Here is a 14,698-nt window from a genome sequence, read left to right on the forward strand (position 1 = left end):
TCAGCCCGCCATGAACGCTTCGATCTCGTCGGCGTCGCGGACCAGCGCATCCGTCAGGATGCGGTGGCCGTCGGCGGTGACCACGATGTCGTCTTCCGTGCGAATGCCGATGCCGCGCCACTTCGCGGGCACCGACTTGTCGTCGGGCGCGACGTACAGGCCGGGCTCGATGGTGAACACCATGCCGGGTTCGAGCAGGCGCGATTCGCCGTCGATGCGGTATTCGCCGACGTCGTGCACGTCGAGGCCGAGCCAGTGTCCGGTCTTGTGCCGATAGAAGCGGCGATACGCACCGTCGGCGATCACTTTCTCCAATCGCCCCTTCAATAGCCCGAGCTTCAACAACCCTTCGCTCAGTGTTTCGACCGCGGCCTGGTGGCCCGCGTCGTACGGCACGCCGGGGCGCGCCTTCGCGAGCGCGGCGCGTTGCGCGGCGCCGACGAGGTCGTGCAGCGCGCGCTGTTCCTTCGAGAAGCGACCGTCGATGGGGAACGTGCGCGTGATGTCGGCCGCGTAGTTGCGGTACTCCGCGCCCGCGTCGATGAGCACGAGGTCGCCGGCGCGCGCGGCGGCGTTGTTCGCGCGGTAGTGCAGCACGCAGGCGTTCGCGCCGGCGCCGACGATGCTGCCGTACGCGGCTTCGGCGTCGTGCGCGCGGAACACGCGTTCGAGTTCGGCCTGCAGTTCGAATTCGCGCACGCCCGCGCGCGCGACGCGCATCGCGGCCTGGTGCGCTTCGACGCTGATGTCGGCGGCGCGCTGCATCAGCTTGAGTTCGTCGTTCGACTTGAACAGGCGCATCTCGTCGAGCAGGTGCCCGAGCGCGAGGAATTCGTGCGGCGGTTGCGCGCCGGCGCGGGCCTGCGCGCGCACGCGGTTGAGCCAGCCGATCAGCTTGAGGTCGAACTCCGCGTCGCGTCCGAAGTGGTAGTAGACGCGCGAGCGGCCTTCGAGCAGACCCGGCAGGATTTCGTCGAGATCGGCGATCGGATACGCGTCGTCCATGCCGAATTGATCGACCGCCCCCTCCTGTCCGGCGCGCGGGCCGTCCCACGCTTCGCGGTCGGGGTCGCGTTCGCGGCAGAAGAGGATCGTTTCGCCGTGCGCGCGGCCGGGCACGAGGACGAGCACGGCTTCGGGTTCGGGGAAGCCGGCCAGGTACCAGAAGTCGGAATCCTGGCGATACGGATAGTGCGTGTCGCGACTGCGCACGCGTTCGGGCGCGGCGGGCAGGACGAGGATCGCATCGTCGCCTGCCATGCGCATGAGTTGCCTGCGGCGCCGGGCGTACGCGGCGCCCGGCAGGGCCAGCGGTCGCTGGAGCTTGCTCGCGGCCATGTTCAGTTGAACGACTTGCGATGACGCGGGGCGAGCACGCAATCGCCGTGCAGCAGCAGCACGGCGACGCGCACGAACTCTTCGATCTCGGCCAGCGCGTCCTCGTCGTCTTCGTCGCCGTCGTCCTGCGCGGTCGCGGCGGCGAGCTTGGCCAGGTCGCCCAGGGCTTCCTCGCCTTCTTCCGACAGCGGCGGGTTCTCGCCCGCGGCGAGGCCGAAGGCGCCCAGGAAACCGCGGCACCAGTCGAACAGCGCGCCGCTGCGTTCGCCGAGGCTCGCATCCCCTTCGGGAAGCAGCAGTTCGAAGCCGAAGCCGCGGTCTTCGAGCTGGGTGCGGCTCGCGGCGTTCAGCGCATCGAGCGGCGTATCGCCGGGGACTCGCGGCAGGGCGTCATCCGCCATCACGCGGGCCAGCCAATCCGGGGCATCGGCGCCGCCGCCGGCATACCAGCCGGTGAGCGCACCATGCAGTTCCGCGGGGGTCGTGCCCAGGCGCAGGGCGGCGGCAGCATCGTGAACGGCGGTCCAGCTCGGTAACTCGACTTCGGACACAGCGGGGCTCCTCGGCGCGTGCGCGCAGTGTAACCGGACACGTGAACGGCCCGAGGTTGCGCGCAGGCGGCCGTGCGCAGACACTGCAACGACGCCACCGGGATGCGGAGCCCGTGCGCTTGTCGAATCCCCGTTTCCTGTCCGCCCGCGCTGGGGAGCGCGCCGCGGTTGCCATCGTCACCCTGTTGCTGGCCGCGACGGCGCTGGCCGGTTCCGTGCTGGCCCGATCCGCGTGGGCGGCGACGCGCGACTATCACTTCCGGGTGCTCGGCAGCGAGCACGGGCTCGCGCAGAACAGTGTCACCGCGTTCGCCGAGGATGGCGACGGGTTCGTGTGGGTCGGCACGCAGGGCGGCCTGCATCGCTACGACGGCCAGCGCTACCAGTTGTTCCGCCACGATCCGCGCGACAAGGCCTCGCTTCCCGACAGCTACGTCACCGCGATCGCGGTCGAAGGGCGCGATGCGCTGTGGGTCGGCACGTACTCGGAATTCGTCGCACGGCTCGACCTGCATACCGGCGCCATCCGCCGCTTCACGGTCGATGGCGGCGCGGCACCCGCGGGATCGCCGCGCAAGCAGGTGCTCGCGTTGTTGCCGGTCGACGGCCAGTTGTGGGTCGGCACCGCGACGGGGCTGCTGCGCTTCGATCCGCGCACCGGGCGCAGCGTTCCGTTGCTGCAGGTCGATCCGCGCATCGTGGCGCCCTCGCCCAGCCAGGCGCTGGTGCGCGATCGCGATCGCGCGGTCTGGTACGCGAGCGCGGCGGGCCTGTATCGCTTCGGCGCGGGCGGCGGCATGGAGCGCATCGCCGAAGGCAACACGCGCGCGCTCGCATTCGATCGCGACGGCCGCCTGTGGGTCGGCAAGCCCGACGGCCTGTATCGCCTGCGCGACGACGGCCGCACGTTGTTGCGCGTGTGGCCGCGCGAAGGCGCCGAGGGTGCGACCGACGTGCGTTCGATCGCGCAGGCACCCGATCGCCGCCTGTGGATCTCGGTGTTCGGCGACGGCATCCGCCGCCTCGACACCAACGGCGAACATGTCGAAGCGCTGCGCGAGTCGTGGATGACCGGCGCGTTGCCGGAAAGCACGATCAGCAAGGTGATGGTCGATCGCGGCGGCACGCTGTGGGTCGGCGGCGTGTTCCGCGGACCGTCGGTCGCCGACCCGGCGGGCACGCGTTTCCGTTATCTCGTCGGCGGGCGTCCGATCGATTTCGCGTCGGGCATCGCGGGCAACAGCGTGCGCTCGCTTCTCGAGGACGACGCGCGCACGTGGTGGCTCGGCACCGACAACGGCACGTTGTACCGCGCCGATGGCGAAGGCGGGCGACTGGACGACGTGCCCGCGTTCGCCGAGGCGTTTCCCAACCATCCCGGTGCGCCGCCCCTGCGTGCGATGGCGTTGACGCGCGGCGATGCGGGCCAGGCGTGGATCGCGACGATGCGCGGCCTCGGCATGATCGACACCGACACCGGCACGATCGCGCAGGTCTCGGTTCCCGGATATCCGAACGTCGCGCTGCGCAGCCTCGCGCGCGACGACGACGGGACGCTGTGGCTCGGTTCGCAGCTCAGTGGCGTGCTGCATTTCGATCCGTCCAGCGGGCGCGTGCGTGCGTATGCGCCGAAGTCCGCGTCGCCGGAACCGTCGACGGTGCATGCGGTCACGATCGACCGCCGCCATCGCGTGTGGGCGGGCACGAGCGACGGTCTCGAATTGCTGGAACCGTCGACCGGGCGGCTGCGCATCTTCCGCCACGCGCCCGACCAGCACGCGAGCCTCGCCGGCAATCTCGTGCGCGCGGTGCTCGAAGCGTCGGACGGCACGGTGTGGGTCGGTTCGCATTCGGGCCTGAGCCGCGTGCGCGAGAACGGCGACAAGCTCGACTTCGATCATCCGCTCGACGCCGCGCTCGGCGCGCGCCCGGTGCCGGTGGTGTTCTCGATCGCCGAATCGCCGCAGGGCCTGTTGTGGCTGGGCACGGACGCGGGCCTGATGCGCTTCGATCCCGCGCACAACCAGGTGCGCGCATACGGCCTCGCCGACGGCCTGCAGGATCTCGAATTCAACGGCGGCGCCGCGTTGCGCCTGCGCGACGGGCGCCTGCTGTTCGGCGGCGTGCGCGGACTCAACATGTTCGATCCGCGCATGGTGCACGACAGCCGCTACATGCCGCCGGTGCGCCTGCTGTCGGCGCGCTTCGGCGCGGGCCCGGCGCCGGAGCAGGACCTCGCGTGGCATCCGGACCACCTCGCGGTGCCCGCCGATTCGGCGATGTTGCGCCTGCGCGTCGGCGCGCTCGATTACGCCGACACCGGCAACATCCGCTATCGCTATCGCCTCGAAGGTTTCGATCCGGGCTGGATCGACAACGGCACGCAGCGCGAGATCACCTACACGCGCATTCCGCCCGGCAATTACACCTTCCTCGCGCAGGCGACCAACCGCGACGGCGTGTGGAATCCGGAGATGCTGCGCCTGCCGGTCAACGTCGCGCCGCCGGCATGGCGACATCCGGTCGCGCTCGCGCTGTATGCGCTCGCGGGGCTGTTGCTGCTCGGTGCGATCGCGTGGCTCGTGGTGCAGCGCCGTCGCCAGGAACGCGATTACTTCGCGCAGATCGAGGATCGAGAGGAGCGCCTGAAGCTCGCGCTGTGGGCGTCGGGCGAGATGTTCTGGGATTACGACCTGGCGCGCGGCGAACTGCGCAGCATGCGTTCGCAGGACGGCGACCGCCCCGACATCGCGGTGCAATCCGACGTCGACCAGCGTCACGAGATCCACGAAGAAGACCTGGCGCGCGTGATCGATCGCCTGCGCCAGCACGTGCGCGGCGAGACGCCGCTGTTCCTGTCCGAACATCGCGTGCGTGCGCCGAATGGTGCGTGGACGTGGGTGCGCGCGCGCGGTCGCGTGGTCGAACGCGGGGCCGACGGTCGCGTCGTGCGCGTGGCCGGCACCGCGCGCGACATCACCGGCAGCCGCGCCGCCGAGCGCGAACGCCGTATCGCGAGCGAAGTGTTGCGCAGCATGGCCGAAGCGGTGGCGGTGCTCGACCGCAACTTCCAGTTCGTGTCGGTCAATCCCGCCTTCAGCCGCATCAGCGGATACAACGAAGCCGACGTGCTGGGTCGTTCGTCGAGCCTGCTCGACAGCGCGCAGCACGATCCCGATTACTACCGCCAGGTGCGCGCGGAAGTCGAACGCAACGGCCGCTGGAGCGGCGAGATGTGGCAGCAGCGCAAGGACGGCGAAGAGTTCCTGTGCTGGATCGAAAGCAGCGCCGTGCTCGATGCCGCGGGCCAGCGCAGCCATTACGTCGCGGTGTTCACCGACATTACCGACAAGAAGCGCGCCGAACAGGAACTGCGTTACCTCGCGAACTACGACACGCTGACGAGCCTCCCGAATCGCGCGTTGCTCTCCGAGCGCCTGTCGCGCGCGATCGTGCGTGCGCGCCGCCAGGAGAGCCGCATCGCGGTGCTGTTCCTCGACCTGGATCGGTTCAAGGACATCAACGATTCGCTCGGCCACGCCGCGGGCGATCGCATCCTGCGCGCCACCGCCGCGCGCCTGCAGCAGACGGTCGGCCCGCAGCACACGGTCGCGCGCCTGGGCGGCGACGAGTTCACGGTCGTGCTGGAAAATATCGACACGTCGGAAGAAGCGGAAAAGATCGCGCGCGAGATCATCACCTCGTTCGAGGCGCCGCTCGACATCGACGACCACCAGGACGTCGCGATCACCCCGTCGATCGGCATCAGCCTGTATCCCGACAACGCGGCCGTGCCGACCGACCTGCTCAAGCACGCCGATACCGCGATGTACCAGGCGAAGGCCGCGGGACGTCGCATCTACATGCGCTACACCGAATCGATGGAGGTCTCGATCCGTCGCCGCGCGACGATCTCCGCCGCGCTGCGCAAGGTGCTGGACCGCAACGAGTTGCGCCTGGTGTTCCAGCCGAAGCTGTCGCTGCCGCAGGCGCGCATCACCGGCGTCGAAGCGCTGCTGCGCTGGACCAGCCCGGAATACGGCGAGATCCCGCCGACGCAGTTCATTCCGCTCGCGGAGGAAAGCGGCCTGATCCTCGAAATCGGCGAATGGGCGCTGCGCGAGGCCTGCCACACGCTCAAGCGCTGGCGCGCGAACGGGCTCGACCGCCTGACGATGGCGGTGAACGTCTCCGCGCTGCAGTTGCTGCGTGGCGACCTGCCGAGCGTCGTTTCGCGCGTGCTCGAAGACACCGGCGTGCCCGCCGAATTCCTCGAACTCGAACTCACCGAAAGCGTGGTCATGTCCAACGCCGCGCAGACCGCGGTGACGCTGCAGGCGATCCGCGACCTCGGCGTGCAGCTGGCGGTCGACGACTTCGGCACCGGCTACTCGTCGCTGGCCTACCTCAAGCGCCTGCCGATCACGACGCTGAAGATCGACAAGGAGTTCATCGGCGACCTGACCCGCGACGCCGACGACGAGGCGATCACCAGCACCGTCATCGCGATGGCGCACTCGCTGGGCTTGAACGTGGTGGCCGAGGGCGTGGAGGAAGAGGCGCAGGTGCTGTTCCTGCGTGCGCACCGCTGCGACGAGATCCAGGGCTACTGGCTCTCGCCCCCGCTGGATGCGCACCGCTGCCTGGGCCTGATCCGCACCTGGGCGCCGGACCTCAATGCCGCGGTCATGCCTTGACCGCCCCGGACCCGCTGCCTAACCTCAGCAAATGGATCCGGCCGACACCCTCGCCCAGCTGCAGGCCCTGGCCGCGCGCATCGACCAGCTCGCCGCGCTCGCGCAGCGACTGACCGACGAAAACCGCAGCCTGCGCCAGCAGCAGGAACAACTCGCCGGCGAACGCGCGCAACTGCTCGCCAAGAACGAGCAGGCGCGTTCGCGCGTGGAAGCGATGATCACGCGACTGAAGTCGCTGGAGCAGCACACTTGAACAAGCCCGCGAGCGAGCCGGTCACCGTGCGCATCCTCGACCGCGAGTACACGGTGGGTTGCGAGCCGGACGAACGCGACGGTTTGATGGCGGCGGCGAAGATCCTCGACGCGAAGATGCGCGAAGTGCGCGGCGGCAACCGCATGGCCGGCGTCGATCGCATCGCGGTGCTCGCCGCGCTCAACCTTGCGCACGAGCTGCAGCAATCGCGCAGCGACACCGAGCGACGCGAACGCGATCTGTCGCGCACCGTGGGCGCGATGCAGCGCAGGCTCGACGATTTGTTCGACACGCCGCCGGCGTGACGTCGCGCACGCATCGCGTGCACAGCTGAATCCACGCCATGCTTCGACCGACGAACGGACTTTCGTGTTTGGGCACCGGCGCTATACTGCGCCTCGCGTCCTCTGCTGTGTCGACGGCGCGCGCAAACATTCGCCTTGTCCCTTACAGACGACCATGGGGATGCAGCGGAGACCGGGTGTGCAGGTCCGCCACGAGCGGGAAGCCCGAAGGTCGCCAAGCATTCCCACTTGAACCCCGGGTTCAAGGTCGTTTCGCGCGCATCGCCACGGCGGAGGATGTTTTTTTCCAATGACGCCTCCGCGCAGTTCCACTCCACGCGATCCCTCTCCGCGCGACGCGCTGCGTCGCGAACTGCGTGAACGTCGCCGCGCGATCCTCGCACCCGCGCGCATCGCCGCCGCCGAGTCCATCGCTTCGCGCCTCCTCGCCCTGCCCTTCGCGCCGACGTCCGGTTACGTCGCCGGTTACTGGGCCATGGATGGCGAGATCGCGTTGTCGTCGTGGCAGGTGCGCTTGCCGCGCGAATGCATCTACTGCCTGCCCGTGCTGCATGAAGACGGTCGCCTGCGTTTCGCGCCCTGGCGCGGCGGCGCGCCGCTGGTGGGCAATCGCCACGGGATTCCCGAGCCCGACGTGCCTGTCGACGCGCTGCTTCCTGCAGAGTCGATGTCGCTCGTGGTCGCGCCCCTGGTCGGCTTCGACATGCGCGGCCATCGCCTCGGCATGGGAGGGGGCTGGTACGATCGCACCTTCGCGTTCCGTCGCGATCGCGCCGCGCCGCCCGTGCTGGTCGGCGCCGCGTTCGACGCGCAGCACGTCGAGACCGTGTCGCCGCAACCGTGGGACATGCCACTCGACGCGCTGTGCACCGAGAGCGGCACGCACCTGTTTTCAAACGATATCGATCCGACGACAGCGTGACTGCGACATGAGCCCTCCGCGCCGCTACTGGCTGATGAAGACCGAGCCGGACACGTTCTCGATCGACGACCTGCAACGCGTCGGCACCGAACCCTGGAACGGCGTGCGCAATTACCAGGCGCGCAACCACATGCGCGCGATGCGGCCGGGCGACGGCGTGTTCCTCTATCACTCGAGTTGCGCGGTGCCGGGCATCGCGGGGCTCGCGACGGTGGCGAGCGAGGCGTATCCGGATCCCACGCAGTTCGACAGGAAGTCGGACTACTTCGACGAGAAGAGCACGCGCGAGGATCCGCGCTGGTCGCTGGTCGACGTGAAGTTCGATCGCAAGCTCGCGCAGCCGATCACGCTGGAAGAGATCAAGGCGCACGCCGAAGACTTCGGCGAGGAATTCCCGCTGATCCGTCGCGGCAATCGCCTCTCGGTGCTGCCGGTCACCGCCGCGCAGTGGAAACAACTCCTGAAACTGGAAAAACGCGCATGAGCGAAGCCAAGCGCCTGGCCGGCGAGAAGGCGATCGATTACGTCGAGGACGGCATGATCGTCGGCGTCGGTACCGGATCGACCGTGGCGTACTTCATCGATGCGCTCGCGCGCATCAAGGACCGCCTCGCCGGCACGGTGTCGAGTTCGGAACAGAGCACGCAACGCCTGCGCGCGCACGGGATCGAGGTGCTCGATCTCAATGCGACCGGGCCGTTGTCGCTGTACGTCGACGGCGCCGACGAATGCGATCCGCATCGGCGCCTGATCAAGGGCGGCGGCGCGGCGCTCACGCGCGAGAAGATCATCGCCGAGGCGAGTGCGAAGTTCATCTGCATCGTCGATCCGGCCAAGCGCGTCGACGTGCTCGGCAAGTTTCCGCTCCCGGTCGAAGTGATCCCGATGGCGCGCAGCCTGGTCGCGCGCGAGATCCTCAAGCTCACCGGCGGGCAGCCGGTGTGGCGCGACGGCGTGGTCACCGACAACGGCAACTGGGTGCTCGACGTGCATGGGTTGTCGATCATCGATCCGGTGGGCATGGAAACCGCGTTGAACCAGATCCCGGGCGTGGTGAGCGTGGGGCTGTTCGCGCGTCGTCCGGCGGACGTGGTGATCGTCGGCGGCGAGCCGCCGCTGGTGCTCTGATTTAGCGCAACTCATTGATTCATCTAGTGGAACGGCGGTCGCTACCGCCGCTTCCACTTCGCTGCGTCGGTGTTAGTATTGATACTAACCATGCGACGCTTCTCTTCCTATCTCAGCATTTCTCCCGCGTTCGCAGCGCGGCGTCGCGCATGAGCGCGGTCGTCGCCCTCGATGGCCTGCTGGCCTCGCGTCGCCTGTGGCGCGGGCAGCCCGCGACGCAGGCGCCCGCCGATGCGATCGCCACCGGCTGGGCCGCGTTCGATGCGGTGCTGCCCGGCGGCGGCTGGCCGACCGCGGCGCTCAGCGAAATCCTGTTGCCCGCCGACGGCGTCGGCGAACTGCGCCTGGTGTGGCCCGCGCTCGCACGATTGAGCCAGGGCGACGGCGTCATCGCGATCGTCGCGCCGCCGTATCGCGCACATGCGCCGGCGTGGCAGGCCGCGGGGCTGTGCCACGAATCGCTGCAGGTCATCGACGCCAATCCGCGCGATGCGTTGTGGGCGGCCGAGCAATGCCTGCGCTCCGGTGCGTGCGCCGCGGTGTTGTGCTGGCCGCACAAGGCCGACGATCGTGCATTGCGTCGCCTGCAGGTCGCCGCGGAAACCGGACGCACGCCGGGGTTCGTTTTTCGCGACGCGCATGCGGCGCTCAATCCGTCGCCCGCGCCCTTGCGCATCGCGATCGAAACCGCGCCGCATCGCCTGCGCGTGCTCAAGTGTCGCGGTGCATTGGTGCCGCCGGCGCCGCTGCCCTTCCCCGCGACGACCGCGACGGCGGGATGAGGCTGCGCCATGCAATGGGCTTGCGTGTTGTTGCCGCAATTGGCGATGGACGGTGTCCTTCGTCGACGTGATGTCGCCGTCCATGGCGCGGCGGAAGATGCGGCGATCGCGCTCGTCGAAGGACCGATGCAGCGGCGCACGTTGCATTCGGTGACGCCGGCGGCGCGTGCGCTCGGCCTGAAACCCGGTTTGTCGCTCGCGGCCGCGCAGGCGTTGAGCACGCGCTTCGAAGCGATTCCCTACGATGCCGACGACGTCGAACGCTGGCGCGCGCTGCTCGCGGCGTGGGCGTATCGGTTCAGTTCGCAGGTGAGCACCGAGTTTCCGCATGCCTTGTTGCTCGAAGTCGGGCACAGCCTGCGTTTGTTCGGGCCGTGGCCGCGATTGGAAGCGCGGTTGCGCGAGGAACTGCACGCGCTCGGGTTTCGTCATCGCATCGTCGCCGCACCGAATCCGCACGCGGCGCGCGTGCTCGCCAACGTGCACGACGGCCTCGCGGTCGACGAGAACGCACTGCGCAATGCGCTCGGCCAGTTGCCGCTGGAACGCAGCGGGTTGCCGCAGCAGGTGGCGTTCTCGCTGTCGCGCATGGGCCTGCGCAAGTTGCGGCAGGTGTTCGCGTTGCCGCGCGACGCGATCGCGCGTCGGTTTCCGAAGTCGGTACTCGAACACCTCGATGCGATCCGAGGCGAGCTCGCCGCGCCGTTGCAGTGTTACCAGCCGCCGCAGCATTTCGAAGGACGCATCGAATTCGACAGCGAGGTCGAGTCGAGCCAGGCCTTGTTGTTTCCGTTGCGTCGGCTTTCGCAGGATCTCGCGGCGTTCCTCGCGGGGCGCGACGGCGGCGTGCAGCGCTACACGCTCGTGCTCGAGCACGAACGCTGTGCCGACAGCGAAGTGGAGGTCGGCCTGCTCACGCCGCAACGCGAGGCGAACATGTTGTTCGAACTCGGGCGCGGTCGCCTGGAGCAGGCGCGATTGCCGGCGCCGGTGCGCGGTTTTCGCCTGGTGGCGCGCGAGTTGCCGCCGTTCGTGCCGGCTGCGCGCGATCTGTTCGAAACGCGCGCGCAACAGGACGTGCCGTGGCCGCAGTTGCGCGAGCGCCTGCGTGCGCGCCTGGGCGACGACGCGGTGCATGGCATCGGGCATTCGCCGGAACATCGGCCGGAGCGCGTGTCGATGACGGGCAAACCTTCGCCGGATGCGCGTCCCCGTCCCGGTTGGTTGCTGCCGCACGTGTTGCCGCTGCGCGATCATGCGTTGCGCGTCGTCGCCGGTCCCGAACGCATCGAGAGCGGTTGGTGGGACGGCGGCGACGTCCGCCGCGATTACTACGTCGTCGAGACATCGCTCGGACAACGCGCGTGGGCCTTCTGCGCCGCCGGCGAGCCGGTGGAGACCGGACCCGCGCCATCGCACTTCATGTTGCACGGATGGTTCGCATGAGCCGCCTGTCGGCCTATGCCGAACTGCACTGCCTGTCGAACTTCAGTTTCCAGCGTGGTGCGTCGAGTGCGCAGGAGTTGTTCGAACGCGCGAAGCAGCAGGGATACGCCGCCCTCGCGATCACGGACGAATGCACGCTCGCGGGGATCGTGCGTGCGCTGGAAGCGTCGGAAGCGACGGGTGTGCCGTTGATCGTCGGCAGCGAGATGCAGGTCGAGGATGGACCGAAGTGTGTGTTGCTCGTGGAGACACAGGACGGCTATCGACGGCTGTGCGAGCTGATCACGACGGCGCGGCGGCGTGCGGGCAAAGGGACGTATCGATTGTTGCGGGAGGATTTCGATGCCGCGCCGCTCGATGGGCTGCTCGCGATCTGGATTCCTCGCGTCGATGGGGGTAGGAAGGACGATGTCGCGTGGCTGCGTGCGCGTTTCGTCGATCGCACTTGGCTGGGTGTGCACCTGCACCGTGGACCGGATGATGCGGAGCGGTTGCGTGCATTGCTCGCGCTGGCACGCGCGTTCGAATTGCCGGCTGTCGCCTGCGGCGACGTGCACATGCACGTGCGCAAGCGTCGCGCATTGCAGGACACGATGGCGGCGATCCGCATGCGCACCACGCTCGTGGAAGCGGGGCGTGCGCTGTTCCCCAACGGGGAACGCCATCTGCGCACGCGGCAGGCATTGGCGGCGATCCATCCACCGGAATTACTCGCCGAGACGCTGGTCGTCGCGCAGCGTTGCACGTTCGGCCTGCGGCAGATTTCCTACACGTATCCACACGAGCTCGTGCCCGCGGGCAAGACGTCGAGCGAGTGGCTGCGCGAGTTGGTCGAGGATGGGATCCGCGCGCGCTGGGCGAAGGCGCAATCGAACGATCACGAACGTGCGAAGGCACGGGAGTTGATCGAGAAGGAGCTCACGATCATCGGGCGACTCGGTTACGAGTCCTACTTCCTCACGGTGCATGACATCGTGCGCTTCGCGCGCAGTCGCGACATCCTGTGCCAGGGGCGCGGGTCGGCTGCGAATTCGGCCGTGTGCTATGCGCTCGGCATCACCGAGTTGCAGCCCGGGCAGATGGAGATGCTGTTCGAGCGATTCGTGTCGGAGGAGCGCAACGAACCGCCGGACATCGACGTCGACTTCGAGCACGAGCGGCGCGAGGAAGTGCTGCAGTACGTGTTCGGGCGTTACGGTCGTGGGCGCGCGGCGTTGGCCGCGGTGGTGATCCGGTATCGCGGGCGCAGCGCAGTGCGCGATGTCGCGCGCGCGTTGGGCCTGCCGCCGGACCAGGTGGACGAGCTGGCGAAGACGATGGATCGCTGGAACAGCGACGTGCCGATGCCGGATCACTTGCGCGAGCACGGCTTCGATCCGGAGTCGCCGCTGTTGCGGCGGGTGTTGGCGATTTCGGGGGAATTGCTGGGGTTTCCGCGGCACCTGTCGCAACACCCGGGCGGCTTCGTCATTTCCGAACATCCGTTGTCGACACTGGTGCCGGTCGAAAACGCAGCGATGGAAGATCGCACGGTCATCCAGTGGGACAAGGACGATCTCGATGTATTGAAACTGTTGAAGGTCGATTGCCTTGCGCTCGGCATGCTCACCTGCGTGCACAAGACGTTCGACCTGCTGCGTGCGAGCGGGCGGCGCGACATCGGGCTGGACGATATTCCGCCGAGTGATGAAGCGACTTACGCGATGATCCGGAAGGCCGACACGGTCGGCACCTTCCAGATCGAATCGCGCGCGCAGATGGCGATGTTGCCGCGGCTGAAACCGCGCGTCTTCTACGATCTCGTGGTGCAGGTGGCGATCGTGCGGCCGGGGCCGATCCAGGGCGACATGGTGCATCCCTACCTGCGGCGGCGGAACGGCGAGGAGCCGGTAACGTATCCGTCGGAAGCGTTGCGCGAAGTGTTCAAGCGCACGCTCGGCGTACCGCTGTTCCAGGAGCAGGTGATGCAGCTGGCGATCGTCGCGGCGGATTACACGCCTGGCGAGGCCGATCAGCTGCGTCGTTCGATGGCGGCATGGAAGCGTTACGGCGGGATGGAACACCATCGGCAGAAGATCATCACCGGCATGTTGCGCAACGGGTACACGAGCACGTTCGCCGAGCAGATCTTCGAGCAGATCAAGGGATTCGGCAGCTACGGGTTCCCGGAATCGCACGCGGCGAGTTTCGCGCTGATCGCGTATGCGAGTTCGTGGTTGAAGTGCCACGAGCCGGCGGCATTCGCGGCGGCTTTGATCAATTCGCAACCAATGGGGTTCTACGCGCCCAGCCAGATCGTGCAGGACGTGCGGAGGCACGACGTCGTCGTACGGCCGGTCGACGTGCGCTACAGCGATTGGGATTGCACGCTCGAGGCGATGGCGGGCGATCGGCAACCGGCGCTGCGACTCGGGATGCGCATGGTCGACGGATTTCGCCAGGACGATGCCGAACGCATCATGTCGGCGCGCGCAAACAATGCCTTCGTCGATGTCACCGACCTGTGCGTCCGCGGCGAACTCGACGCCCGCGCGCGTGGATTGCTCGCCGACGCCGGCGCCCTGCGCGCACTGGCGGGTCATCGACACAAGGCGCGCTGGGCCGCGGCAGGCGTTGAAGCGCAACGGCCGCTGTTCGACGCGATCGGCGCAACCACCGAGGCCGCCATCGCACTGCCGATGCCGACGCCCGATGAGGAAATGCGTACCGACTATGCGATGACGGGACTGACACTTGGGCGGCATCCGCTGCAGCTGCTGCGTTCACGACTGCGCGCACGGCGTTACCGGCGTTCTTCGGAGCTGCGGGGAATGCCGCACGGCCGAAGCGTGGCGTTCGCTGGCCTTGTGACGCTGCGTCAGCGACCGGAGACCGCGAGCGGTGTGACGTTCCTGACGCTCGAGGACGAAGACGGACTGGTGAATGTCGTGGTCTGGCGGCACGTGGCCGACGAACAGCGGCGGCCGTTGCTGGAGTCGCGATTGCTGGCGGTCGAAGGACGGTTGGAATCGCAGGACGGCGTTCAGCACCTGATCGCGAACCGATTGACGAATCTTTCGACGCTGCTGGGGCCGTTGTCGGCGGCTTCGAGGGACTTCAGGTAACGCGGCGCAGCGGAGGCCGAAAGATTGCCGACGTCAGCTCGATACATGCTTCAGGTTACTCGCCGCCTTTTCGCGCGCAAAGAAAAAACCCCGCAGGTAACCCTGCGGGGTTTTGGTGTAAGGCCCTGGCGATGACCTACTCTTGCATGCGGATGCACACTACCATCGGCGC

At 68.1% G+C, this 14,698-nt stretch carries 11 protein-coding genes and 1 other RNA gene; 10 read left to right on the forward strand and 2 right to left on the reverse strand.

From position 1 onward, the window contains the following. Positions 1-1,338 carry an aminopeptidase P N-terminal domain-containing protein gene (locus LK996_RS13915; RefSeq protein WP_230527961.1) on the reverse strand — a complete coding sequence of 446 codons (1,338 nt, stop codon included), beginning with the start codon at positions 1,336-1,338 and terminating at the stop codon, positions 1-3. A gap of 2 nt (positions 1,339-1,340) precedes the next feature. Next, positions 1,341-1,889, reverse strand: a complete 549-nt coding sequence (locus tag LK996_RS13920) for a UPF0149 family protein (protein WP_230527962.1) — start codon at positions 1,887-1,889, stop codon at positions 1,341-1,343. 119 nt (positions 1,890-2,008) lie between these two features. On the opposite strand from LK996_RS13920, the gene LK996_RS13925 reads away from it, so the two are divergent. From LK996_RS13925 to LK996_RS13970, 10 genes are all read left to right on the forward strand, one after another. Next, entirely contained in the window at positions 2,009-6,586 is a 4,578-nt protein-coding gene (locus LK996_RS13925) for an EAL domain-containing protein (protein WP_230527963.1), read from the forward strand. A 31-nt stretch (positions 6,587-6,617) separates the two neighbouring features. Continuing rightward, positions 6,618-6,839, forward strand: a complete 222-nt coding sequence (locus tag LK996_RS13930) for a TIGR02449 family protein (RefSeq protein ID WP_230527964.1) — start codon at positions 6,618-6,620, stop codon at positions 6,837-6,839. Beyond that, positions 6,836-7,144 carry a cell division protein ZapA gene (locus LK996_RS13935; RefSeq protein WP_230527965.1) on the forward strand — a complete coding sequence of 103 codons (309 nt, stop codon included), beginning with the start codon at positions 6,836-6,838 and terminating at the stop codon, positions 7,142-7,144. Before LK996_RS13930 ends, LK996_RS13935 begins: the two co-directional genes overlap by 4 nt. 96 nt (positions 7,145-7,240) lie before the next feature. After that, positions 7,241-7,424, forward strand: a non-coding RNA gene (ssrS, locus tag LK996_RS13940) — 6S RNA. 9 nt (positions 7,425-7,433) lie between these two features. Beyond that, positions 7,434-8,066 carry a 5-formyltetrahydrofolate cyclo-ligase gene (locus tag LK996_RS13945; protein WP_230527966.1) on the forward strand — a complete coding sequence of 211 codons (633 nt, stop codon included), beginning with the start codon at positions 7,434-7,436 and terminating at the stop codon, positions 8,064-8,066. A gap of 7 nt (positions 8,067-8,073) precedes the next feature. Further along, positions 8,074-8,550 carry an EVE domain-containing protein gene (locus LK996_RS13950; RefSeq protein WP_230527967.1) on the forward strand — a complete coding sequence of 159 codons (477 nt, stop codon included), beginning with the start codon at positions 8,074-8,076 and terminating at the stop codon, positions 8,548-8,550. Then, positions 8,547-9,194: a ribose-5-phosphate isomerase RpiA gene (gene rpiA, locus LK996_RS13955; RefSeq protein ID WP_230527968.1), complete on the forward strand. Its 648-nt coding sequence runs from the start codon at positions 8,547-8,549 to the stop codon at positions 9,192-9,194. Before LK996_RS13950 ends, rpiA begins: the two co-directional genes overlap by 4 nt. Before the next feature lie 149 nt (positions 9,195-9,343). Continuing rightward, a complete protein-coding gene (imuA, locus tag LK996_RS13960) occupies positions 9,344-9,976 on the forward strand; it encodes a translesion DNA synthesis-associated protein ImuA (RefSeq protein WP_230527969.1) in 633 nt (210 codons plus the stop codon). Between the two features lie 9 nt (positions 9,977-9,985). Beyond that, a complete protein-coding gene (locus tag LK996_RS13965) occupies positions 9,986-11,422 on the forward strand; it encodes a Y-family DNA polymerase (protein ID WP_230527970.1) in 1,437 nt (478 codons plus the stop codon). Continuing rightward, complete coding sequence (locus LK996_RS13970) at positions 11,410-14,526, forward strand: error-prone DNA polymerase (protein WP_425493780.1); 3,117 nt, start codon at positions 11,410-11,412, stop codon at positions 14,524-14,526. Before LK996_RS13965 ends, LK996_RS13970 begins: the two co-directional genes overlap by 13 nt. The last annotated feature ends 172 nt before the right edge of the window (positions 14,527-14,698 follow it).

Source organism: Noviluteimonas lactosilytica (assembly GCF_020866925.1).
GTDB classification, from domain to species: domain Bacteria; phylum Pseudomonadota; class Gammaproteobacteria; order Xanthomonadales; family Xanthomonadaceae; genus Noviluteimonas; species Noviluteimonas lactosilytica.

Excerpts from the sequence above, each read along its gene's own strand:
- LK996_RS13915 (WP_230527961.1), bottom strand. The coding sequence starts at position 1,338 with ATGGCCGCGAGCAAGCTCCAGCGACCGCTGGCCCTGCCGGGCGCCGCG.
- LK996_RS13930 (WP_230527964.1), top strand. The coding sequence starts at position 6,618 with ATGGATCCGGCCGACACCCTCGCCCAGCTGCAGGCCCTGGCCGCGCGC.
- LK996_RS13945 (WP_230527966.1), top strand. The coding sequence starts at position 7,434 with ATGACGCCTCCGCGCAGTTCCACTCCACGCGATCCCTCTCCGCGCGAC.
- LK996_RS13950 (WP_230527967.1), top strand. The coding sequence starts at position 8,074 with ATGAGCCCTCCGCGCCGCTACTGGCTGATGAAGACCGAGCCGGACACG.
- rpiA (WP_230527968.1), top strand. The coding sequence starts at position 8,547 with ATGAGCGAAGCCAAGCGCCTGGCCGGCGAGAAGGCGATCGATTACGTC.
- imuA (WP_230527969.1), top strand. The coding sequence starts at position 9,344 with ATGAGCGCGGTCGTCGCCCTCGATGGCCTGCTGGCCTCGCGTCGCCTG.
- LK996_RS13965 (WP_230527970.1), top strand. The coding sequence starts at position 9,986 with ATGCAATGGGCTTGCGTGTTGTTGCCGCAATTGGCGATGGACGGTGTC.
- LK996_RS13970 (WP_425493780.1), top strand. The coding sequence starts at position 11,410 with ATGGTTCGCATGAGCCGCCTGTCGGCCTATGCCGAACTGCACTGCCTG.